General features: G+C 67.2%; 21 protein-coding genes and 2 riboswitches. Of the genes, 17 read left to right on the top strand and 4 right to left on the bottom strand.

The annotated features are described in order from the left end of the window. Window positions 1-121 precede the first annotated feature (121 nt). Window positions 122-1,063: an adenosylcobinamide-phosphate synthase CbiB gene (cbiB, locus tag RAD04_RS00585; protein ID WP_461622207.1), complete on the top strand. Its 942-nt coding sequence runs from the start codon at window positions 122-124 to the stop codon at window positions 1,061-1,063. Window positions 1,064-1,074: 11 nt separating this feature from the next. Beyond that, window positions 1,075-2,040, top strand: coding sequence for a threonine-phosphate decarboxylase CobD (cobD, locus tag RAD04_RS00580; protein WP_461622206.1), 966 nt, complete (start codon window positions 1,075-1,077; stop codon window positions 2,038-2,040). Here cobD and RAD04_RS00575 read toward each other — a convergent pair. After that, on the bottom strand, window positions 2,029-3,477 hold the full coding sequence (locus tag RAD04_RS00575; protein ID WP_461622205.1) for a cobyric acid synthase: 1,449 nt from the start codon (window positions 3,475-3,477) through the stop codon (window positions 2,029-2,031). The genes cobD and RAD04_RS00575 overlap by 12 nt on opposite strands. Before the next feature lie 5 nt (window positions 3,478-3,482). Next, window positions 3,483-4,118 carry a cob(I)yrinic acid a,c-diamide adenosyltransferase gene (cobO, locus tag RAD04_RS00570; protein WP_461622204.1) on the bottom strand — a complete coding sequence of 212 codons (636 nt, stop codon included), beginning with the start codon at window positions 4,116-4,118 and terminating at the stop codon, window positions 3,483-3,485. 40 nt (window positions 4,119-4,158) lie between these two features. Then, window positions 4,159-4,378: riboswitch (cobalamin riboswitch) on the top strand. A 95-nt stretch (window positions 4,379-4,473) separates the two neighbouring features. Here cobO and RAD04_RS00565 point away from each other — a divergent pair. From RAD04_RS00565 to cobJ, 7 genes are read left to right on the top strand one after another with little or no spacing between them, the layout of a single operon-like run. After that, window positions 4,474-4,848 carry a DUF1636 family protein gene (locus tag RAD04_RS00565; protein WP_018315957.1) on the top strand — a complete coding sequence of 125 codons (375 nt, stop codon included), beginning with the start codon at window positions 4,474-4,476 and terminating at the stop codon, window positions 4,846-4,848. After that, window positions 4,845-5,879 carry a cobalamin biosynthesis protein CobW gene (gene cobW / locus RAD04_RS00560; protein WP_461622203.1) on the top strand — a complete coding sequence of 345 codons (1,035 nt, stop codon included), beginning with the start codon at window positions 4,845-4,847 and terminating at the stop codon, window positions 5,877-5,879. The genes RAD04_RS00565 and cobW overlap by 4 nt, the downstream gene beginning before the upstream one ends. Then, complete coding sequence (cobN, locus tag RAD04_RS00555; protein ID WP_461622202.1) at window positions 5,879-9,127, top strand: cobaltochelatase subunit CobN; 3,249 nt, start codon at window positions 5,879-5,881, stop codon at window positions 9,125-9,127. The genes cobW and cobN overlap by 1 nt, the downstream gene beginning before the upstream one ends. Then, complete coding sequence (gene cobG, locus RAD04_RS00550) at window positions 9,124-10,287, top strand: precorrin-3B synthase (RefSeq protein WP_461622201.1); 1,164 nt, start codon at window positions 9,124-9,126, stop codon at window positions 10,285-10,287. Before cobN ends, cobG begins: the two co-directional genes overlap by 4 nt. Continuing rightward, window positions 10,287-10,916, top strand: coding sequence for a precorrin-8X methylmutase (locus RAD04_RS00545; RefSeq protein ID WP_461622200.1), 630 nt, complete (start codon window positions 10,287-10,289; stop codon window positions 10,914-10,916). Before cobG ends, RAD04_RS00545 begins: the two co-directional genes overlap by 1 nt. A 2-nt stretch (window positions 10,917-10,918) precedes the next feature. Then, window positions 10,919-11,650 (top strand): precorrin-2 C(20)-methyltransferase, encoded by a 732-nt coding sequence (locus RAD04_RS00540; RefSeq protein WP_461622199.1) that lies wholly within the window; start codon window positions 10,919-10,921, stop codon window positions 11,648-11,650. Next, the gene (cobJ, locus tag RAD04_RS00535) at window positions 11,647-12,381 is read left to right on the top strand and encodes a precorrin-3B C(17)-methyltransferase (RefSeq protein ID WP_461622198.1); all 735 of its coding nucleotides are present in this window, start codon (window positions 11,647-11,649) and stop codon (window positions 12,379-12,381) included. The genes RAD04_RS00540 and cobJ overlap by 4 nt, the downstream gene beginning before the upstream one ends. Here cobJ and RAD04_RS00530 read toward each other — a convergent pair. Then, entirely contained in the window at window positions 12,357-13,103 is a 747-nt protein-coding gene (locus tag RAD04_RS00530; RefSeq protein WP_461622197.1) for a cobalt-precorrin-6A reductase, read from the bottom strand. The genes cobJ and RAD04_RS00530 overlap by 25 nt on opposite strands. Before the next feature lie 10 nt (window positions 13,104-13,113). Here RAD04_RS00530 and cbiE point away from each other — a divergent pair, with 10 nt between their 5' ends. The 8 genes from cbiE (at window position 13,114) to cobT (ending at window position 20,315) form a co-directional block, all read left to right on the top strand. After that, entirely contained in the window at window positions 13,114-14,295 is a 1,182-nt protein-coding gene (gene cbiE / locus RAD04_RS00525; protein WP_461622687.1) for a precorrin-6y C5,15-methyltransferase (decarboxylating) subunit CbiE, read from the top strand. After that, a complete protein-coding gene (locus tag RAD04_RS00520) occupies window positions 14,292-14,660 on the top strand; it encodes a cobalamin biosynthesis protein (RefSeq protein ID WP_461622196.1) in 369 nt (122 codons plus the stop codon). The genes cbiE and RAD04_RS00520 overlap by 4 nt, the downstream gene beginning before the upstream one ends. Next, complete coding sequence (gene cobM / locus RAD04_RS00515) at window positions 14,657-15,439, top strand: precorrin-4 C(11)-methyltransferase (protein WP_461622195.1); 783 nt, start codon at window positions 14,657-14,659, stop codon at window positions 15,437-15,439. Before RAD04_RS00520 ends, cobM begins: the two co-directional genes overlap by 4 nt. Next, entirely contained in the window at window positions 15,439-16,749 is a 1,311-nt protein-coding gene (locus tag RAD04_RS00510; RefSeq protein ID WP_461622194.1) for a cobyrinate a,c-diamide synthase, read from the top strand. Before cobM ends, RAD04_RS00510 begins: the two co-directional genes overlap by 1 nt. Further along, window positions 16,746-17,477 carry a uroporphyrinogen-III C-methyltransferase gene (gene cobA, locus RAD04_RS00505; protein WP_461622193.1) on the top strand — a complete coding sequence of 244 codons (732 nt, stop codon included), beginning with the start codon at window positions 16,746-16,748 and terminating at the stop codon, window positions 17,475-17,477. Before RAD04_RS00510 ends, cobA begins: the two co-directional genes overlap by 4 nt. 45 nt (window positions 17,478-17,522) lie before the next feature. After that, a riboswitch (cobalamin riboswitch) is annotated at window positions 17,523-17,741 on the top strand. A 37-nt stretch (window positions 17,742-17,778) separates the two neighbouring features. Continuing rightward, window positions 17,779-18,456, top strand: a complete 678-nt coding sequence (locus tag RAD04_RS00500) for an energy-coupling factor ABC transporter permease (RefSeq protein ID WP_461622192.1) — start codon at window positions 17,779-17,781, stop codon at window positions 18,454-18,456. 46 nt (window positions 18,457-18,502) lie between these two features. Beyond that, a complete protein-coding gene (gene cobF / locus RAD04_RS00495; protein ID WP_461622191.1) occupies window positions 18,503-19,252 on the top strand; it encodes a precorrin-6A synthase (deacetylating) in 750 nt (249 codons plus the stop codon). Between the two features lie 10 nt (window positions 19,253-19,262). Further along, a complete protein-coding gene (cobT, locus tag RAD04_RS00490) occupies window positions 19,263-20,315 on the top strand; it encodes a nicotinate-nucleotide--dimethylbenzimidazole phosphoribosyltransferase (RefSeq protein ID WP_461622190.1) in 1,053 nt (350 codons plus the stop codon). On the opposite strand, the gene RAD04_RS00485 is transcribed toward cobT, so the two are convergent. After that, window positions 20,308-20,880 (bottom strand): histidine phosphatase family protein, encoded by a 573-nt coding sequence (locus RAD04_RS00485; RefSeq protein ID WP_461622189.1) that lies wholly within the window; start codon window positions 20,878-20,880, stop codon window positions 20,308-20,310. The genes cobT and RAD04_RS00485 overlap by 8 nt on opposite strands. Window positions 20,881-20,945 lie beyond the last annotated feature (65 nt).

The following is a 20,945-nucleotide window of genomic DNA, read 5'->3' as shown; positions in this document are numbered from 1 at the left end:
AAAGGTCTCCTGTGAGCCTGACTAATCACCAAACGCGGCCAAAGACAAAGCCGAAATCAGCCGGGCGGGGGCTTGCGCTCTGCCTTCGCTTTGCGCAACAGGGGCGGGACAGGAGGCGTGTGTGGGCTTTGCGGGTGCGATGGTGGTGGCGATGGCGGTGGATGCCCTCCTGGGCTGGCCGTCGTGGCTGTTCGCGCGGATCGGTCATCCCGTGACCTGGCTGGGTCGGCTGATCGGTGCCATCGACATTGCCTGGAACCGCTCGTCCGATCCGCCGGCACTTCGCCACGCCGCAGGCCTTGCTGGCGCGCTTCTGGTGATTGCGCTCTCCGTCGCATTCGGCTGGACGCTTCAGTCCTTGCTTCCCTTGGGTTGGATGCAAATCGTGCTGGTCGGTATCCTGGCCTGGCCGCTGGTTGCGCTGCGCTCGTTGCATGATCACGTTGCCGCCGTCGCAAATCCCCTGCAAGCCGCCGACATCGCCGGTGCGCGCGAGGCGGTCTCGCGCATCGTCGGCCGCGATCCTGCAGCGCTCGATGAAGCCGGAATCGCGCGCGCGGCGATCGAGAGCCTTGCGGAAAACGCCTCCGATGGCATCGTGGCGCCGGTGTTCTGGGGCGCGCTGTTCGGCCTGCCGGGCATCCTCGGATACAAGGCGATCAACACGCTGGATTCGATGATCGGCCATCGCACCGAGCGGCACGAGGCCTTCGGCTGGGCGGCTGCGCGCATCGACGATGTCGCCAATTTCATTCCGGCGCGGCTGACCGGATTTCTGTTCGTGCTACTGGCGCCGCGGCGATCGGAGGCGCTGTCTTGCATGACGCGCGACGCACGCCGTCACCGCTCGCCCAATGCCGGCTGGCCGGAAGCGGCCATGGCCGGTGCGCTCGGCGTCCGGCTCAGCGGCCCCCGCATCTATCAAGGCAGCGCGACCGTCGAGCCCTGGCTAAACGAAGGCGCGCGCGATCCGCGCGCCGCCGATATCGCCGAGGCACTGACGGTCTACCGCCGCGCCATGGTGCTGCTCGCTGGCACCCTTGCGATCCTGGCTTTCGTGTGAAAGAACAGGATATGCGCGAGCACGGTGGAAATCTGGATCTGGCACAGCAGCGTTTTGGCGGACGCTCGGAGGACTGGATTGATCTGTCGACAGGGATCAACCGGCTGCCTTATCCAGTGGACGAGATCGATCCGCACCATTGGAATGCGCTGCCCTCGCGATTCGACATCAACGCCCTGCATCAGGCGGCGCAGCATGCCTATCGCACCAGCGCACCGATCCTTGCGACGGGCGGCGCGCAGGCTGCCATTCAATTCCTGCCGCAACTGGTACCAACCGGCCGCGCCCGCATCCTCGGGCCGACGTACAATGAATACGCAGGGGTTCTGTCGGCCGCAGGCTGGGATGTCCAGGAGGCCAGCGAGCTCGACGCGCTGGCAAGCGCGGATCTCGCCGTCGTCGTCAATCCCAACAATCCCGGCGGTCAGCATCATGCAGCAAAGGATCTGCTCGCACTGCTGCCGCGCGTCGGCCGCCTCGTCATCGACGAGAGCTTTGTCGACGCCGTTCCGCAGCTGTCACTTGCGTCGGAAGCCGATCGGCCGGGACTGCTGATCCTGCGTTCGTTCGGAAAGTTTTATGGCCTTGCCGGCCTGCGGCTCGGCTTCGCGATCGGCAATGCCGCCGACATTGGCAAGCTTGCGTCGACGTCGGGTCCATGGCCGGTTTCGGGAGCGGCGATCGCGATCGGCTGTCGCGCGTTGCGTGACGACGCCTGGGCCGAGACCACGTCAGCGCGACTTGCCCGGGACTGTGTTCGCCTCGATGCCATAGCGCAAGCGCAAAGCTGGATGCTGCTTGGGGGGACGCCGCTATTCCGTCTCTACGAGACGCCCGACGCGCTCGCCGCGCAAGACAGATTGGCACGAAGCCAGATCTGGTCGCGCGTCTTCGCGCAAAAGCCGACATGGCTTCGGCTCGGGCTTCCCGGCTGCGAAGCCGAATGGATGCGCCTTGCCGAGGTGCTAGCGCGCTAGCGCGAGCAGTCCTTCCAGGTCGAGATGCTTTTCGATGTGGTCGGCGAGCGCATCGAGCGCACTCTCGACCCTGGCGTGGTAGGGCTCGTTGCCAGCGGGAATGTCGAGCTTTGCCAGATACGCCTTGCGGAAATCATCCGACGTGAACAGGCCGTGCAGATAGCTGCCCTGCACGCGGCCGTCGCGCGAGATCGCGCCTTCCGGCTCGCCGTTCAGCTTCGCGAACGGCCGCGCACGATCGGGCCCATCGGTACGGCCGATGTGGATTTCGTACGCCTCGATCGGCTGGTCCGTGTCGGCATGCACGGCCGCAACACGCGTCAGCGTCTTCTGCGGGCTCATCACCGTTTCCACATCCAGTAGGCCAAGGCCCGGCGTGTCGCCTGCGGGACCTTCAATCCCCACTGGGTCCGCAACGCTGCGCCCGAGCATCTGATAGCCGCCGCAGAGGCCGAGCACATGGCCACCCCTGCGGTGATGCGCGAGCAGATCGATGTCCCAGCCTTGCGCGCGCAGGAAGGCGAGATCGCCGCGGGTGGACTTTGAGCCGGGGATGATGACGAGGCGGACATCGCCGGGAATCGCTTCGCCGGGGCGTACCATCACGAGATCGACGCCCGGCTCGAGCTTGAGTGGATCGAGATCGTCGAAATTGGCGATCCGCGACAGCGCCAGGCACGCAATCTTGCACTGACCCGGCTTGCGCGCGTCGCTGAGGCCGAGTGCATCCTCGGCCGGCAGCTCGCCGGCGCGGGCGAACCAGGGCAGCACGCCAAGGCCGCGCCATGCGGTCTTTTGCTCGATCAGCTTGTAGCCATCGTCGAACAGCGTGGGGTCGCCGCGGAACTTGTTGATGACAAAGCCTCGGATCATCGCGGCATCGCTGGGGTCGATCACCGTCTTGATGCCGACGAGCTGGGCGATGACGCCGCCGCGGTCGATGTCGCCGACCAGCACGACCGGCACGTCGGCCTTGCGCGCAAAACCCATATTGGCGATGTCGGCCTTACGCAGGTTCACCTCGGCCGGACTGCCCGCGCCTTCGACCAGAACGAGATCGGCGCGCGCCTTCAGCCGCTCAAAGCTCTCCAACACCGCGCCCATCAGTGAGGGCTTCATGGCCGCGTAGTCGCGCGCACGCGCGGTCGCGATGCGCTTTCCGTGGACGATCACCTGCGCGCCGACATCGGTCTCGGGCTTGAGCAGCACGGGGTTCATGTCCGTGTGCGGCTCGACGCCGGCGGCGAGGGCCTGCAACGCCTGGGCACGGCCGATCTCGCCGCCGTCGATGGTGACGGCGGCATTGTTCGACATATTCTGCGGCTTGAACGGGAGCACGCGCAGGCCGCGCCGCGTGAAGGCACGCGCGAGACCGGCGACGATGAGCGACTTGCCCACGTCCGAGCCGGCCCCCTGAATCATCAGCGCGCGTGCCATCGAACTCAGAACTCGACGCCGGCCTGTGCCTTGATGCCGCAGCGGAAGGGATGTTTCACCAGCGTCATCTCGGTGACGAGATCGGCGATCTCGATCAACTCGTCCTTGGCGTTGCGGCCGGTGAGCACGACATGCGTCATCGGTGGCTTCGAGGTGGTCAGAAACTCGACGACCTCGGCGATGTCGAGATAGTCGTAGCGCAACGCGATGTTGATCTCGTCGAGCACGACCATGCGCAAGCTCTCATCGAGGATCAGCTCCTTAGCCTTCTCCCAGCCGGCGCGCGCGGCGGCGATGTCGCGGGCGCGGTCCTGCGTCTCCCAGGTAAAACCTTCGCCCATGGCGTGGAACTGGCAGAGGTCGCCGAAATGGCCGGTGAGCAGGCGCCGCTCGCCGGTATCCCAGGCGCCCTTGATGAACTGGACGACCGCGCAGGGAAAGCCGTGCGCGACGCAGCGGACGATCATGCCGAAGGCCGAGGAGGACTTGCCCTTGCCGGCGCCGGTGTGGACGATGATGAGGCCCTTTTCGCCGCTCTTGGTCGCCATGATCTTGTCGCGGGCGGCCTTCTTCTTCGCCATTTTCGTGGCGTGGCGGGCGTCGGTTTCCTCGGCCGTTTTTGTATCCGGTTCAGGCGTCATCGGTCCCGGTCCTTCGGCTTGACAAGTGGCGGCCACCAGCAAATGGTGGCCCAGCGTTGGTTCCTGTCCTATGACAGGCGAAGAGGGAATGCGATAGGGTCCGAATCGGCAAGATTTGGGTCCAAAATGCAGCCGCCCCCGCGACCGTGACCGGAGAGATGTCCGAAGCCACTGATTCCCGCGGGAATCGGGAAGGCGGGGATCGAAGGGGAAAACCCTGCTCCGCAAGCCGGGAGACCTGCCAGCGCGGACGAGTTTTGGACCGGCGGACGGGGTGTTCCGCGACGGGGAAAACGGGCCTCCAAAAGAGCGGTCCGTCTGCCTCATCGCCTCCCGCTGTTATCTGGAAGAGGCGATGACCGTCACACTTCACGTCTGCATCACCTGCCGTGCCGGCGAGACGCCTGGCGAGGGCGAGGCGACGCCCGGCAAGCGCCTGCATGGTGCGATCCTCGACGCCGGCGTGCCCGAGGGCGTCAATGTGGTTCCCGTCGAATGCCTATCGGCCTGCAACCAGGGCTGCTCGGTCGCGCTCAGCGCGCCCGGTCGGTGGTCTTACGTCTATGGCCGCCTCTCGGATGCAAATGCGCAGGATGTGGTCGCAGGCGCCGCGGCTTATGCCGCCGCGCCTGACGGCCTCGTGCCCTGGCGCAGCCGGCCGGAAATATTCCGCAAGCAGTCGCTTGCCCGCATTCCCCCTATTGCCGTCGTGCCGGAGGCCGCCGAATGAACTCGCTCGCAAAAGTCCCCGTGACGGTGGTCACCGGTTTTCTCGGCTCCGGCAAGACGACGCTGATCCAGCATCTGCTCAGCAATGCCGGCGGCAAGAAGCTCGCGGTGCTCGTCAACGAGTTCGGTAGTGAGGGCGTCGACGGCGAGATCTTGAAATCCTGTGCCGATGCCAATTGCCCGGAGGAGAACATCGTCGAGCTCGCCAACGGCTGCATCTGCTGCACCGTTGCCGACGATTTCATTCCGACCATGGAAAAACTGCTGGCGCGGCCCGTGCGGCCCGATCACATCCTGATCGAGACCTCGGGCCTGGCGCTGCCGAAGCCGCTGCTGAAGGCATTCGACTGGCCGGAGATCCGCTCGCGCATCACCGTCGACGGCGTGATCGCGCTTGCGGATGCCGAGGCTGTCGCCGCTGGCCGCTTTGCACCAGATCCGATTGCCGTCGAAGCCCAGCGCGCGGCGGACGAGAATTTGGACCACGAGACGCCGCTGTCGGAAGTATTCGAGGACCAGATCGCCTGCGCCGACATCGTGCTGCTGACCAAGGCCGACCTCGCTGGGGCGGCGGGACTTGAAGCGGCCAAGGCTGCCATCACCGCCGAGATGCCGCGCCGCGTGCCGATGCTCCCCGTGACCGACGGTGCGATCGATGCGCGCGTCATCCTCGGTCTCGGCGCCGCCGCCGAGAACGATCTCGCCGCGCGTCCCTCGCATCATGACGGCGAGGAAGAGCACGAGCACGATGATTTCGCCTCGGTCGTGGTCGACCTTCCTGAAGTCGCCGACGTCGATGCGCTGGTCGCATCCGTCCAGAAGCTGGCGCGCGAGCAGAACGTGCTGCGGGCCAAGGGCTACATCGCGGTCGCGGGCAAGCCGATGCGGCTGCTGCTGCAGGCGGTCGGCGAGCGCGTGCGCCACCAGTTCGACAAGCCCTGGGGCGCAGGTCACAGGCGGTCGAAGCTCGTCGTGATCGGCGAGCACGGCGATATCGACGAGGCCGCCATCAAGGCAGGACTAGGTATCTGATGCACGTCGTCTTCCGCGAGAGCCGCGGTCTGGAGGAGACCGCGACGCCAAGGGATATCGGCCAGGACCCGGCCGATCTCGTGGTGCTCTCGTATTCGGATTCGGATCTCGCGGCGTTCGCAGCCGGCTGGCGGCGTGGTCGCGAGAGCCTGCCGACGCTGCGGCTCGCGAATCTTGCTGAGCTGCGTCATCCGCTGTCGGTCGACACCTATATCGAGCGCACGCTGTCGCAGGCACGTGGCATTCTGGTGCGGTTGATCGGCGGTGAGTCCTATTGGTCCTATGGACTTGCGGCCCTGCAACAGCTCGCCAGCGATCGCAATATCGTGCTGGCCGTGCTGCCGGCCGACGGCCGTGACGACATGCGGCTCGATGCATACTCGACCTTGCCTGTCTCGACGCTGCGCCGGCTCAAGGTGCTCTGCGACACCGGCGGCCCGGTCGCGGCGCAGGCCGCGATCGCACAGCTCGCGCTGGCCTCGGGCCTCTATGCCGGGCCTGTCATCGGCGAGACGGCCGTGCCCGAGATGGGATTCTACGATCCCGCCCGCGGCGTCATTGCGGCACCGGCGCATGGCGAGGGCAGGCCGAGTGTGCTGGTGGCGTTCTACCGTTCCTATCTCACCGCCGCGGATACGGGCCCCGTCGATGCTCTGATCGCAGCGCTGCGCGAGCGCGGCTTTGACGCCTGCGGCGTGTTCGTGACCTCGCTGAAGGCTGCGGGCGTCGCGGATTGGTTGCGGGCGCAGTTCGCGCAAAATCGTCCGGCGGCGATCATCAACGCGACGGCGTTCTCAGCCCTGGGCGATGACGGCACGACGCCTTTCGATGCCGCATCGTGCCCGGTGTTCCAGGTTGCGCTCTCAACGGCCCGGCGCGAGGACTGGACGGAGTCGCTGCGCGGCCTGTCGCCCGGCGATCTCGCGATGCATGTGGTGCTGCCCGAGGTGGATGGCCGTCTGTTCGTGGGCGTGGTGAGCTTCAAGTCGGCAGCCGGGCGCGATCCCGATCTGCAATTCGCGCATCTGGCGCATCGCGCCGATGAGGAGCGCGTGACAGCCGTCGCCGCGCGCGTCGCGGCCTGGCGGAGCCTTGCGGTGAAGTCGGTTGCCGAGAAGCGGCTGGCAATTGTGCTCTCGAACTATCCGGGCCGGCCGCATCAGATCGCGCATGCGGTCGGTCTCGATGCGCTGGCCTCGGTCGAGGCGTTGGTGTCCGATCTCGCTGAGGCCGGCTTCAATGTTGTTCCGGTCCATGCGCTCGGCGAGGCGCTGCTCAAGCAGAATCTCACTTGGAGCGTCGCAGACTACCGCGCGGCGATTTCGCGCCTGCCGCAAGTCTTGCAGGATGATCTCGCGCAAGCCTGGGGCGCGCCGGAGGATGATCCGAGCTGCCGCGACGGCGCGTTTCATTTCGCCGCGATCCAATGCGGCCGATCGATCATCGCGGTTCAGCCGGAACGCGGCGATGCGGCCACGCGCGATACCGACTATCACGATCTCGCCCGCACGCCGCGCCACGGTTATGTGGCGTTCTATCTCTGGCTTCGGCAGCAGGCTTGTGATGCCGTCGTGCACATGGGCGCACATGGTACGCTGGAATGGCTGCCCGGAAAATCCGTGGCGCTGTCATCGCACTGTTGGCCGGAAGCCCTGATCGGCGATCTCCCCGTGATCTATCCCTTCATCGTCAACGATCCCGGCGAGGCCGCGCAGGCCAAGCGGCGCTTGGGGGCCGTGACCATCGGCCATCTGCCGCCGCCGCTCACCGCATCCGCCGTGCCGGAAGGCTTGCGCCGGCTCGAACAGCTCCTCGACGAATATTCGACTGCCGATGGTCTCGATCCCGCGCGCCGTCAGCGATTGATCGCAGCGATCCGCGACGAGGCGCGCGTGGCGGGCCTCGAAGACGATCTCGGTTTGGATGCTTCGGCCGCACCCGCCGAAGCCATTCCGCGGATCGATCGCTTCGTCTGCGATCTCAAGGAAAGCCAATTCGGCGACGGCCTGCATGTGTTCGGCCGAGGCGCCTGCGGCGATGCGGAGCGCGACGCGTTGCGTTCGGCACTTGCCGGCAAGCGCGTTGCGCCGGGACCGTCAGGCTCGCCCTATCGCGGCCGTCAGGACGTGCTCCCAACCGGACGCAACCTCTTTGCCGTCGATCCGCGCGCGGTGCCGACGCCGTCGGCACATGCGCAGGGCATCAAGCTTGCGGAAGAGCTGCTGCGCCGCCACCTGCAGGATCATGGCGACTGGCCGAAGGGGCTCGTGGTCGATCTCTGGGGCTCGGCGACGATGCGCACCGCGGGCGAGGAGTTCGCGATGGCGCTGCATCTGGCAGGCCTTGCGCCGCGCTGGGATCACGCCTCCGGCCGCGTCACCGGTTACGACATCATCGCGCCGGCCGAGCTCGGCCGTCCCCGCATCGACGTCACGTTGCGGGTGTCGGGCCTGTTCCGCGACGTCTTCGCAGGCCTTGCGCAATTGTTCGAGGCCGCCTCCGAAGCGCTTGCGGCGCGCGAGGACGAGGGCGACGAGAATCCGTACCGCCACCGCACCTCCCGCGTGTTCGCGCCGCGCCCCGGACAATACGGCGTGGGTCTATCCGCGATCCCCGATGCCTTCACGCCGGAGACGCGCGAGGCTGCCGGCGAAGCCTGGTTGTCGGCATCGTCCTGGGCGTTCTCGGCCGACGGCGAGATGCAGCCGAATCGCGCCGGCATCGAGCAGCGCCTCGCTGCGGCCGATGGCTTTGTCCATGTCCAGGACTTGCCGGAAACCGATCTTCTGCTCGCCGCCGATTATGCCGCGCATGAAGCCGGCGTTGCGGCGGCTGCGGCGCATCTCGGCGCGGCAGGGCCTTCGCTCTATCACCTCGATACGACGCGTCCCGAGCAGCCCCACGCGCGCACCCTGACCGAGGAGATCTCACGTGTCGTCCGTGCGCGCGCGGCCAATCCGGCCTGGATCGCCGGGATGATGCGTCACGGTTTTCGCGGCGCCGCCGAGATCACCGCGACGCTGGAGCACATGGCCGCTTTCGCGCATCTCGCCGGTGCCGTGCCGCCGCATCTATTCGACCTCTACTACGATGCTACGCTCGGCAATGACGACGTCCGCGCTTTCATGGCGCGTGAAAATCCGTCCGCTCTCGCCGCGATGGAAACCTGTTTTGCGCGCCTGCATGATGCGGCGCTTTGGCAAACGCGCCGCAATTCGATCGCGGCGGCGCTGCGGGAGGCCTCATGAGCGCGGCCACGGTCAAGGGCTGGTGTCCCGGTGCGCTGCGCCCGATGCTCTCGGGCGATGGGCTCGTGGTGCGCGTGCGTCCGTTCGGTGGGCGGCTTGAAGCACCGCAAATCACAGGACTTGCCGAGCTCGCCGGGCAACACGGCAATGGTCTGATCGACGTGACGAGCCGCGCCAATCTGCAGATCAGGGGCGTCAGTGAAGAAGGCCATCGACCGTTGATCGACGGCCTTGCGGGATTGGCGCTGCTCGATCCCGATCCGGCGACGGAAGCTCGTCGCAACATCCTCGTGACGCCGTTCTGGCGCGCTGGCGACGCGACTCAATCGCTCGCCGCCGAGCTTGAAGAAGCGCTTGAGGATAATTCGCTCGCGCTTCCAACGAAATTCGGCTTCGCCATCGACGACGGGACCTCGCGCGTGCTCGCCGGCGATTCCGCCGATATACGGATCGAGCGCGATCGCACAGGCGGTCTCCTGGTGCGAGCCGACGGCGCAAAGCTCGGCCGCTCGGTGGCACGCGGAGAGGCCGTGAGCACAGCGCTCGCTCTGGCAAGCTGGTTCCTGGTCTCCGGCGGCGCGACCGGGGGGCGAGGGCGCATGGCGGCGCACATTGCGTCCGGAGCGGCATTGCCTCAATCGCTACGCGGCGAGACCGAGCCCGCGCCCGTGATGGCCGCCTCGCGCCCCGGGCACTATCCGCAAGGCGCGATGGTCGGCGTCGCGTTCGGGCAGATGCTGCACACGACGCTGCATCAGTTCGCCGGTTGCGGACATGCGCTGCGCATGACTCCCTGGCGGATGGTGCTGAGCGAGGGCAAGCGCGAGATGCCGAGCGCGCCGGGCCTGATCACCGAGCCGTTTGATCCCGCGTTGCGCGTCATCGCCTGCAGCGGCGCGCCGCGCTGCCGCGAAGCCCATGCCGATACGCGCGCGCTCGCCGCAGCGCTCGCCCCGCGCATTGCCGCCGATACGCGGCTCCACGTCTCCGGCTGCGGCAAGGGCTGTGCCCATTCTGGCACGGCCGCGGTCACGCTGGTTGCGACCCGCGCCGGATTCGATCTCGTCCGTGACGGCTCGATCCGCGACGAGCCGGTGCTGCGCGGCCTGAACGGCGCCGACATCGTCAGCGATCCCTCCATCCTGGTGGGAGGGAACTGATGCCGCACACTTACGAGACCGATGGCGCTGCGATCTACCGGCAGTCCTTTGCGACCATCCGCGCCGAAGCCGATCTCGCGCGCTTTTCGCCCGACGAGGAGCAGGTGGTGGTGCGGATGATCCATGCTGCCGGCATGGTCGGTCTGGAGGCGCATATCCGTTTCACGCCGGGCATGGCGACCGCTGCGCGCGCCGCCCTGCAAAGGGGCGCGCCGATCCTCTGCGACGCGCGCATGGTCTCGGAAGGGATTACCCGCGCGAGGCTTCCTGCGGCCAACGCCGTCATCTGCACGCTTGGCGACGAGACCGTGCCGGCACTCGCGCAATCCATGCAGAACACCCGCTCGGCCGCGGCGCTGGAGCTGTGGCGGCCGCATCTGGGTGGTGCGATCGTTGCGATCGGTAATGCGCCGACCGCCCTGTTTCATCTTCTCAACATGCTGGAGGACGGCGATTGCCCGCGGCCCGCGGCGATCATCGGCTGTCCCGTCGGCTTCGTCGGCGCGGCCGAATCCAAGGCCGCGCTGATGGCTGATCCGCCTGTGCCGGCGCTGACGGTCCAGGGCCGCCTCGGCGGCTCCGCGATCACGGTTGCGGCCGTGAACGCGCTGGCGAGCCGGAGCGAATAGCGATGGGACGCATCATCTGCTGCGGTCTCGGCCCCGGCGATCCCGATCTGATGAGCGTGCGTTCCGATCGCACCGTGCGCGCCGCACAGCACGTCGCCTACTTCCGCAAGAAGGGCAGGCCGGGCCAGGCCCGGCGGATCGTCGAGGGCATGCTGGCGGCCGACGTCACCGAATATCCCATGGAATATCCCGTTACGACGGAGATCGCCTTCGACAGCGCCGAGTACGTGCAGCTGCTGACCGGCTTCTACGACGAGTGGGCGGAGCGCCTGGCGCGGCTTTCGCGCGCGGTCGACGTCGTCGTGCTGTGCGAGGGCGATCCATACTTCTACGGCTCCTTCATGCATCTGCACACGCGCCTGCAAGGCCGCGTCGAGATCGAGGTGATTGCCGGCATTCCCGGCATGGTCGGCTGCTGGAACGGCGTCGGACAGCCGATCGCGCTCGGCGACGACGTGACGACGGTGCTGATGGGCACGCTTCCCGAAGACGAGCTCGAGCGGCGTATGCGTGATTCCGATGCGCTCGTCGTCATGAAGACCGGGCGCAATCTCGCAAAGGTGCGCCGCGCGCTCAGCTCAGCCGGCCGGCTCGATGATGCCTGGCTGGTCGAGCGCGGCACCATGCCGGGCGAGCGCGTGGTGCGGCTCGCCGAGGTCGATGGCGCGGACTGTCCCTATTTCGCGATCGTGCTGGTGCACGGCAAGGGCCGGCACCTGGACGCCGCCGAATGACGGGCACGCTGACCATCGCGGGCCTGGGGCCGGGCAGCGATGCTCTGGTGACGCCCGAGGTCACGGCTGCGCTGGCCGCCGCAACCGATATTCTGGGCTATGCGCCCTATGTCGCGCGCGTACCGCCGCGTGCTGGGCTTAAGCTGCATCCCTCGGATAACCGCGAGGAGCTGCAGCGCGCGAGCGAAGCCCTGCGGCTTGCCGCAGAAGGTGGACAGGTCGTCGTCGTCTCCTCCGGCGATCCCGGCGTCTTCGCGATGGCCTCTGCCGTGTTCGAGGCGCTCGAACAGGCGCCGCAATGGCGGGATCTTTCGATTCGCGTGTTGCCTGGCATCACCGCGATGTTGGCCGCGGCCGCACGCGTGGGCGCGCCGCTCGGCCATGATTTCTGCGCGATCAATCTCTCCGACAATCTCAAGCCGTGGGCAGTCATCGAGAAGCGGCTGCGGCTCGCCGCCGAAGCCGATTTTTCCATTGCGATGTACAATCCGCGCTCCGCAAGTCGGCCCGAAGGATTTGGCCGCGCGCTCGCGCTGCTGAAGGAGGCCGGTTGCGGCGAGCGCCTCGTGATTTTTGCGCGCGCGGTCAGCACAGCTGACGAGAGGATCGAGACTGTCACGCTGAACGAAGCCCGGCCCGAGATGGCCGACATGCGCACGCTGGTGATCGTCGGCAATTCGCAGACGCGTCGGGTCGGCCGCTGGGTCTATGCGCCGAGGCGGGTAGAATGACCGAGCCACTGCATCACCTCGGTGACGCTCTCAACCCGTCGGCGCGCGGGCAGCTTCGGCCGCGAGATCATGATCACGGGCAGGCCGAGCAAGCGAGCCGCGTCGATCTTGGCGCGCGCGCCATCGCCGCCGGAATTGCGGGCGACGATCCAGCCGATGCCACGCCCACGCATCAGATCAAGCTCACTGTCGAATGTGAACGGTCCGCGCGATACGATCACATCGGCGGCGAAGGGCAGCGGCGCCTCCGGCGGATCGACGAACCGCAGCGTGTAGGTATGCTGCGGCTTGCTCGCGAACGGCGCAATGTGCTGGCGGCCGATGGCGAGGAACACGTTTGCGGGCGGCTCGGGCAGCGCGGCGACCGCGGCATCGACGGCAGTGACTTCGATCCAGTTGTCGCCGGGCGCTTTCGTCCAAGGCGCGCGCTCCAGCGCAATCAGCGGTGTGGCGGTTTCCGCGCACGCCTCGATCGCATTGCGGCTCATCTCCGCGGCGAAGGGATGCGTCGCGTCGATCACATGCGTGATGCCTTCGCTGCGGATGGTGTCGGCAAGCCCGCTCACCCCACCGAAGCCGCCGATGCGGGTCGGCAGCGGCTGATCCGCCGGTGCGCGGGTGCGGCCGCCATAGGAATAGATGGCCTCGATGCCTGCGCGCGCGATCGCCGCCGCGAGCTGGCTCGCATCGGCAGTTCCGCCCAGAATGAGGGCGCGCGTCATGGCTGATTCCTTGGCTGATCCCTGGCTGACCATCATCGGTATCGGCGAAGATGGCCTTGCCGGGCTGTCCGAAGCAAGCCGAAAGGCGCTCAATGAGGCCGAAACCGTCTTCGGTGGTGAACGGCATCTCGCGCTTGCCGGCGTCGGCAGCCGCGGCCGTCCCTGGCCGGTGCCGTTCGACGCCGACGTCGTTCTGGGCAGCCGCGGCAGGCCGACGGCGGTGCTCGCCTCCGGTGATCCGTTCTGGCATGGCGCCGGTGCAGCTCTCGCCGAGAGGCTGCAAGCCGGCGAGTGGATCGCGCGTTCGGCACCGTCGACCTTCTCGCTTGCGGCCGCGCGGCTGGGCTGGCGGCTCGAAACCGCCGTCTGCCTTGGGATTCACGCCGCACCGTTCGAACGTCTCGTTCCGCATCTGGCGCGAGGAGCGCGCATCATCTGCCTCGTGCGCGATGGGAAAGCGGCAAGCGATCTCGCAAAATGGTTGAGCGAGCGCGGATGGGGTACCTCGACCTTCTGGACGCTCGCCGCACTCGGTGGTCCGCGCGAAAGCATCCAAGAATATCGCGCCGACGGTTTCGCCGGTGATCCCGCTGGAAACCTGGTCGCAGTCGCCGTTGAGGCGACGGGCACGCAGGGCATCCCCCGCAGCTCGGGAATTTCGGACGATCTGTTCGTCCATGACGGCCAGATCACCAAGCGGCCGGTGCGCGCGCTGGCGCTCTCGGCGCTGGCGCCGCGTCCCGGCGAGCGGCTGTGGGATGTCGGCGCCGGTTCGGGCTCGATCTCGGTCGAGTGGGCGCTGTGCGGTGGAGCGGCAACCGCCATCGAGGTGCGCGAAGATCGTGCCGCAAACATCGGCCGCAATGCAACGGCGTTTGGGCTTTCGCACAGGATCACCGTCGTCACAGGGAGGGCGCCTGAAGCTGTTGCTGCACTCGAAGCACCGGATGCGGTCTTCATCGGCGGCGGTCTCGACATCGCGATGTTCGATGCGATCTGGTCGCGGCTTTCGCCGGGCACACGGCTGGTCGCGCATTCTGTGACACTGGAGACGGAAGCGCTGCTCGGCGAGCTGCATCAGCGCCACAGCGGTGAGCTGATGCGGGTGGAGATCGCGCACGCTTCCCCGCTCGGCCGTTACCGGTCCTGGGAGGCGGCACGGCCGGTGGTGCAGTGGAGTACCGTCCGATGAAGGTGGCCGGGTTCGGGTTCAGGAGAGATGTCAGTCTCGCTTCGCTGCGCGAAGCGCTGCTGGCGGCGGGTGATCCCGAAGGTCTTACGGCGATTGCAACCGTTAGCGACAAGGCTGATGCGGAGCCGCTGAAGCAGCTCGCGCTTGAGTGCGGCGTGCCGATCAAGGCTGTTCCGGCCGACATGTTGGCCGGTATCGCCACGCCGACCCAGTCAAACCTTGTGATGGAGAAGTTCGACACCGGATCGGTCGCCGAGGCGGCTGCTCTCGCGGCTGCCGGCCCGCGCGCAAGATTGATTGCAATACGTGTTGTCTCGCGGGATCGCACCGCGACCGCCGCGATCGCGGAAGGAGACGGCGCATGACGGTGCATTTCATCGGGGCAGGACCGGGCGCGCCTGACTTGCTGACGTTGCGCGGTCGCGACCTGATCGCGGCCTGTCCAGTCTGTCTCTATGCCGGCTCGCTGGTGCCCGAGGGCGTGCTGGCGCATTGCCCGCCCGGCGCGCGCATCGTCAACACCGCATCCCTATCGCTCGACGAGATCATCGCGGAGATCGGCGCCGCGCATACGGCGGGCAAGGATGTGGCGCGACTGCATTCCGGCGATCTCGCGATCTGGTCCGCGATGGGTGAGCAGCTGCGCCGCCTGCGCGCACTCGGCATTCCGTTTACCGTGACGCCTGGTGTGCCGTCCTTCTCCGCCGCTGCGGCAGCGTTGGAGGCCGAGCTGACGCTGCCGGGGCTTGCCCAGACAGTGGTGCTGACGCGCACGCCGGGCCGAGCCAGCGCCATGCCTGAAGGCGAGAAACTCGCCGCATTCGCCGCCACCGGCGCTGTGCTTGCGATCCATCTGTCGATCCACCTGCTCGACAAGGTCGTCGCCGAGCTCGCGCCGCATTATGGCGCGGATTGCCCGGTCGCCATCGTCTGGCGCGCGAGCTGGCCGGACCAGCGCATCGTCCGCGCGACGCTTGCGACGCTCGATGCTGCCGTCGGCACCGAGATGGAGCGCACCGCGATCATTCTGGTCGGCAGAACGCTTGGCGCTGCGGATTTCGACGAGAGCCGCCTCTATGCTGCCGATTATGATCGCCGCTATCGGCCTGTCGGTGCCGAGCCACGCTTTCCGGAGGCCTCGTGATGGCGGCAGGGCTCGTCATCTCCGCACCGGCTTCCGGCGTCGGCAAGACCACGGTGACGCTGGCGCTCGCGCGCGCCTGGCGCAATCGCGGATTGAACGTGCAGTGCTTCAAGAGCGGTCCCGATTACATCGATCCCGCCTTCCACGCCGCCGCTACGGGGCGCGCTTCCGTCAACGTCGATAGCTGGGCGATGGACCGCGGGGGCATCGCGCATCTCGTCAGTCGCGGCGCGGACGCCGATATCGTGCTCGCCGAGGGCTCGATGGGCCTGTTCGACGGTGTCGCCATGCGCGGCGTCTCCGGTACCGGTGCCACCGCCGACATTGCGGAGATGCTGGGCTGGCCGGTGGTGCTGGTGATCGATCCCTCCGGCCAGGCGCAGACCGCGGCGGCGATCGCCGCGGGACTTCGCGATTATCGCCCCGGTGTGCGGCTTGCCGGCGTCGTGCTCAACCGCGTCGCCAGCCCGCGCCATGAAGACCTCGTGCGGCGTGCGCTCAACGATTCCGGCATTGCCGTGTTCGGCGCGCTGCCGCGTCATGCCGAGATCAGCCTGCCGAAGCGACATCTCGGCCTGGTACAGGCCGAAGAGCAGGGCGAGATCGGCAAGCTGATCGACGAGGCGGCGCGCTTCGTCGCCGAGCATGTCGATCTCGATGCGGTGCTACGATCGGCTGCGTCCTGGACCCCACAACCTGCCGCGAACGGCCTGAACGTGACGCCGCCGGGCCAGCGCATCGCGCTGGCCCGCGATGCGGCGTTCTCCTTCGTCTATCCGCATATGCTGGAAGCCTGGCGCGGGGCGGGCGCGGAGATCTCGACATTCTCGCCGCTTGCCGATGAGGCGCCCGACGCGAGCGCCGACGTGTGCTGGCTGCCCGGCGGCTATCCCGAACTCCATGCCGGCAAGATCGCGGCCAATGCGCGCTTTCGCAGCGGCCTGCGCGCCTTTGCCGAAACGCGGCCGGTGCATGGCGAATGCGGTGGCTATATGGTGCTGGGCACCGCCTTGACCGATGCGGACGGAATCCGCCATGAGATGACAGGGCTGCTTGGCCTCGAGACCAGCTTTGCCAAACGCCGCATGCATCTCGGTTATCGTCTGGCCGAACTCGCCGCGCCGATGCCGGGACATCGCCCCAGTGCGCGCCTGCGCGGCCACGAATTCCACTATTCGACGATTCTTGCCCAGCCTGACGTGCCGCTGGCCGTCGTGCATGATGCGACCGGCGCGGTCATCGCGGAGACCGGCTCGCAGCGCGGTCACGCCACCGGCACCTTCTTTCATCTGATCGCGGAGGACCGGTGAGCGGATTCGTCTCCTTCATCTCCGCCGGACCCGGCGACCCCGAGCTTCTCACGCTCAAGGGTGCCGCGCGGCTGCGCGAAGCCGATGTCGTGCTCTATGACGATCTTGCTTCCGGCGCGATCCTCGATCTCGCCCGGCCCGGCGCCAATCTCGTCGCGGTGGGGAAGCGGGCAGGGCGTCCCTCGACCAAGCAGCACCACGTCAACCGTCTCTTGGTCGACTATGCCGCAACAGGCGTGCGCGTGGTGCGGCTCAAGTCGGGCGACGCGGGCATTTTCGGCCGGCTCGAGGAGGAATTGGAGACGCTGCGTGAGGCCGGTATCGGCTACGAGATCGTTCCCGGCGTCACCTCGGCCTGCGTTGCCGCGGCGCAAGCCGGCATTCCCCTGACCCGGCGCCATACCTCGCGCCGGGTGCAGTTCGTCACCGGCGCCGATGTCACCGGCGAGCTGCCGCCCAACCTGAACTGGGCGGCACTGGCCGACCCGGAAGCGACGACTGTGGTCTATATGGGCCGGCGCACCTTCCCGGCGCTTGTCGCAAACTTGATCGCGCACGGGCTCGCTGCGGATACCCCCGCGCTGTTCGCCGAATCCCTCGGACGCCCCGACGAACGGCTGGTCCGCACCACCATCGCCGAGCTTGCCGAGCAGCTTGCGCGCGGCGGCGCCGCCTCGACGGCCGCCGTGATCCTGTTTGGGGCGCTGGCGGGGGATTATCCGTCATGACGGCCTTGGCCGCCGTTCGCCCCTTGACGCAGGCTCAGCGAAAGGGGCACACAAGAGAGGCATGGTGCTCGACGCGGCGCAAAGCGCCGGAGCATAATCGGGAATGGGGGTGGGCGGACCCAGTTGCGGCGCCCAAAACCCCAGCCGCCCCCGCGACTGTAAGCGGTGAGGGACTCCGATCAGCCACTGGGCCGCAAGGTCCGGGAAGGCCGGAAATCCCGGGGAACCGCGAGCCAGGAGACCGGCCCTGCACGTTTTGAGGCCAAGGCCGTCGGGTGTGACGGCAGGAAGGAATTGAGCCATGCATATCGAACCCGGCATAGTGACGGGCGCCAAGCTCGTGTTGAGTTACGCAACCGGCATCGCCGCAGGCGGCGTTGCGCTGAAGCTCGCGGTGGAGACCGTGCGTGAGCAAGGCATCACGTCGTTCGCGGCGCGGACGCTCGCCACCACAGTCCTTGTCTTCACCTTCTTCGAGATCCTGCCGCACTTCCCGGTCGGCGTCTCCGAGGTGCACTTCATTCTCGGCTCGACACTGTTCCTGCTGTTCGGTGCGGCGCCCGCGGCCTTCGGCCTTGCGTTCGGTCTGCTGCTCCAGGGCGTGTTCTTCGAGCCCGCCGACATCCCGCAATACGGCATGAACGTCACCACGCTGCTGGTGCCGCTGTTCGCGATCCAGGCGATCGCCACACGGATCATTTCGCGCAACACCGCCTATGTCGATTTGAAGTATCGGCAGGCGTTGGCGCTCTCGACGACCTACCAGGCCGGCGTGATCGCCTGGGTGGCGTTCTGGGCGCTCTATGGCTCCGGTTTTGCCATGACCAATCTCGCCAACATCGCGACGTTCGCGGCGTCCTATGCGCTGGTCATCGTGATCGAGCCGCTCGCCGATCTCGCGGTGCTGGCGCTGGCGAAGTCGTTGCGCGGCGTCACCGCGCCCGGCCTCGTCACCCCGCGCCTGCATAACGCGGCCTGAGAGACAAGCGAACGGGCGGCCTGCAGGGCCGTCCGTCGCGTTCGCGATGCTCACGCTCTCTTTGATAGGCATCGGTTGCGGCGATCCCGACCAGCTCACGCGCGCCGCTGTTCAAGCGATCAATGCCGCCGATCTCATCCTGATCCCGCGCAAGGGGACGGCGAAGTCCGATCTCGCCGATCTCAGGCGGACGATCTGCGCCGATGTGCTCACCAGCGACAAGACAGCGATCGCCGAATTCGACCTTCCCGTGCGCGACGCAGCTGAAGCTGATTACCGCAAGGGCGTGGACCATTGGCACGATGCGGTTGCCGCGACTTGGTCGAAAGCGATCGCAAAGCATCTCGAAGGTGAGGGCAGGGTTGCGCTGCTGATCTGGGGCGATCCCTCGCTCTATGATTCCTCGTTGCGGATTGCGCGGCGGCTCAATCCGTTGCCGACGATCGAAGTCGTGCCCGGCATCACCTCGATCCAGGCGCTGTGCGCGGCCCATGCGCTGCCGCTCAACGACATCGGCGAGCCCTTTCTGGTCACGACCGGGCGGCGCTTGCGTGAAGGCGGCTGGCCGGCAGGTGTGAATACCGTTGTTGTAATGCTCGACGGCGGCACGGCGTTCCAGTCGCTCGATCCGGAAGGCTTTCAGATCTGGTGGGGCGCCTATCTCGGCATGCCCGACCAGATCGTCATGTCAGGCGTGCTCGCCGAGGTCGGCACTCGCATCGTTGCCACGAGACAAGAGGCGCGCGAGCGGCACGGTTGGATCATGGACAGCTACATTCTCAAGCGCAGGCCGTAAGCGAGGCAGCATGCTCCCCGAATGGGTCACCCAAAATTGCCCCGATGTCTCCGTAGTGCATCGCGAGGCGGCCATCGCGCGGCAGGCGCAATTGACAAAGCCGACCGGTGCACTCGGCCGGCTGGAGCAGCTCGCAATCGAGCTTGCGGGCCTGCAGGCGACCGAGCAGCCGCGTGCCGCGCGGGTGCCGATCATCATCTTCGCCGGCGACCACGGCATCGTCGCGCAGGGCGTCTCGGCCTATCCGCAAGCCGTGACCATCGCGATGATGGCGAATTTCGCCTCCGGCGGTGCCGCGATCTCGGTGCTGGCGCGTGAGCTTGGCTCGAGCCTGGACGTCGTCGATGCCGGCACGCTGGCGCAGGACGAGATGGCAGGTATCGTCACCGACAAGCCGCGCCATGGCACGCGCGATTTCAGCGTGGACGCCGCGCTGACGCCTGCGGAGCTGGCGTTCGCCTTCGAGGCTGGCCAGAGCGCCGTCGCACGTGCGGCGGCCCATCAGCCCGATCTTCTGATCTTCGGCGAGATGGGGATCGGCAACACGACGACTTCGGCGGCGATCGCGGCGAGCCTGCTTGGCATCAGCGCCGAGGAGATCGCCGGCAGCGGCACCGGCGTCGATGCGGCGGGTCGCGCGCACAAGGCCCGTGTCATCGATGCTGCGATCGCGCGTCACGGCGTTGGCGGCGCTTCGCCGGAAAAAATCCTATGCGCCGTTGGCGGCCTGGAGATCGCGGCGATCTCAGGTGCGATCATCGCGGCCGCGCAGCGCCGCATCCCTGTATTGATCGATGGCTTCATCGTATCGGTGGCAGCGCTCGCAGCAGTGCGGCTTAATCCGTCGTGCCAGCCGTTCCTGCTGCCGTCGCATCAATCGGCGGAGCAGGGGCATCGGCTGGTGTTGCGCGCGCTGAACGTGCAGCCGTTGATCAGCCTCGATCTCAGGCTCGGTGAGGGGTCGGGTGCTGCCATCGCGCTGCCGCTGGTACGGCTCGCCTGCAGCCTTCACAACGGCATGGCGACGTTTGCGCAGGCCAATGTGCCTGACAGACCTAACTGATCCGCTGATTGACGCAGACGACGCGCCAGCCGCTCGCAAGGCGATCAATCCGGGTCAGCGACAGCGGATCGACCACGAAGCGCAAGGCGGCCTGCGGCGTCAGATCCAGCGCGATGCAGAGCGCGGCGCGAATGGTGCCGGAATGCACGACGAGCGTGGCCGATCCGGCTGCGATCCGCGACAGGCCCAGCCGGACACGCGCGACCTGATCCGCAAAGCTTTCGCCGCCCGGCGGCCGTCCGCCAGCCGGATCGCTCCAGAACTGCGCATAGGCCTCGCCGCCGGTGGCAGCGAGCTCGTCATGGCGATGGCCGGTCCAGTCACCGAAATCCTGCTCGCGGAATTCACTGACCAGCTTCGGTTCGAGCCCCAGCGCGCGTGCCGTCTCGACCGTGCGCCGCGACGGGCTGGCATAGCTGGCGGCATCCCGCGGCAGACGCCGCCGCAGAGCGTCCAATTGCACGCGATCGCTGAGATCGGCCGGCGCGTCGGCGGCATGGATGGTGCCTGTGACGCCCGCGACGGGCGCGTGCCGTATCAACCAGAGGAAGGTCTCGCCTTCCATGCTCATCTCCAAGGAAGTTGGTCGTTGTGGCCATAACGCCGCAACTGGCACATTGACTCTGTCTT

This window comes from Bradyrhizobium sp. 25ACV (assembly GCF_054863005.1).
The sequence above is the reverse complement of the archived record's forward strand: the minus strand, read 5'-3'. Positions and strand labels throughout refer to the sequence as shown.